The organism is Bacillus sp. 05T31 (genome assembly GCF_056396725.1).
Map to the genome: position 1 here is coordinate 1 of NZ_JBFTMA010001047.1, position 1035 is coordinate 1035.

Consider the following 1035-nt stretch of genomic DNA (forward strand, 5'->3'; position numbering starts at 1 on the left):
GCTGATAACTTTAATTCTTCTGAATATATATTAAAAGTTAAGCCTTTTTTAGTCATGAAAAATCCCCTCCAAGTAATAGTGTAACATCCATGTATGTACATGGTCTTTTTACACTGTCTACCTAAAGGGGATAATATCAATTCTAGTCTTTTTTTATTTGATTAGCAGAAAAAAACATGGAGAAAACACGGAAAGGACATTGGAAGTACATCTTTTGTTTTTAGAATATTCTTAGTTTTAAAATATTTTAGAAAGGAAGATTGTAATGAGATTAACTCCAAGAGAAATTGATAAACTGCTGGTAGTTGTTGCGGCTGATTTAGCTTATCGACGAAAGGAGAGAGGGCTTAAGTTAAACTATCCAGAAAGTATCGCTATTATTACGTATGAAATTTTGGAAGGAGCAAGAGATGGTAAAAATGTAGCGGAATTAATGGAGCTTGGAAAAAATATTTTAAGTGCTGAAGATGTTATGGATGGTATTGCAGACATGATATCAGATATTCAAGTTGAGGCAACTTTTCCTGATGGAACAAAATTAGTAACTATTCATCAACCAATTCATTAAAGGAAGTGAATGTTATGATTCCAGGGCAATATATCCTTGCGAAAGAAGACATAGTATGTAATGGAAATAAAAAAGAAACGAAAGTTAAGGTGTTAAATCAGGGAGATAGACCGATTCAAATTGGATCTCATTACCACTTTTATGAAGTGAATGAGGCGTTAAAGTTCAATCGTAGTGTAGCAATTGGACAACATTTAAATATTCCAGCGGGTACAGCGGTAAGATTCGAGCCTGGGGATGAAAAAACGATTGAATTAGTTCCGTACTCAGGGAAGCAAGAAGTATATGGATTTAAAAATAAAGTGGATGGCGATATTGAATCTTATAAAAAAAGAGGGAGATAGCATGAGTTTTAAGATGTCACGTAAACAATATGCTGATTTATATGGTCCAACTACAGGAGATTCTATTCGTTTAGCGGATACACAATTATTCGCACATATTGATCGAAATTACACCGTATATGG

General features: G+C 33.5%; 3 protein-coding genes. All 3 read left to right on the forward strand.

The genetic code is table 11. The features are described 5' to 3' along the window. Positions 1 to 265 precede the first annotated feature (265 nt). The gene (locus AC1DJR_RS31185; protein ID WP_001241327.1) at positions 266 to 568 is read left to right on the forward strand and encodes an urease subunit gamma; all 303 of its coding nucleotides are present in this window, start codon (positions 266 to 268) and stop codon (positions 566 to 568) included. Positions 569 to 582: 14 nt separating this feature from the next. Then, the gene (locus AC1DJR_RS31190) at positions 583 to 912 is read left to right on the forward strand and encodes an urease subunit beta (protein ID WP_002128527.1); all 330 of its coding nucleotides are present in this window, start codon (positions 583 to 585) and stop codon (positions 910 to 912) included. A 1-nt stretch (position 913) separates the two neighbouring features. Then, positions 914 to 1035: hypothetical protein (locus AC1DJR_RS31195; RefSeq protein WP_477004384.1), on the forward strand; the 122-nt coding region annotated here is incomplete at its 3' end.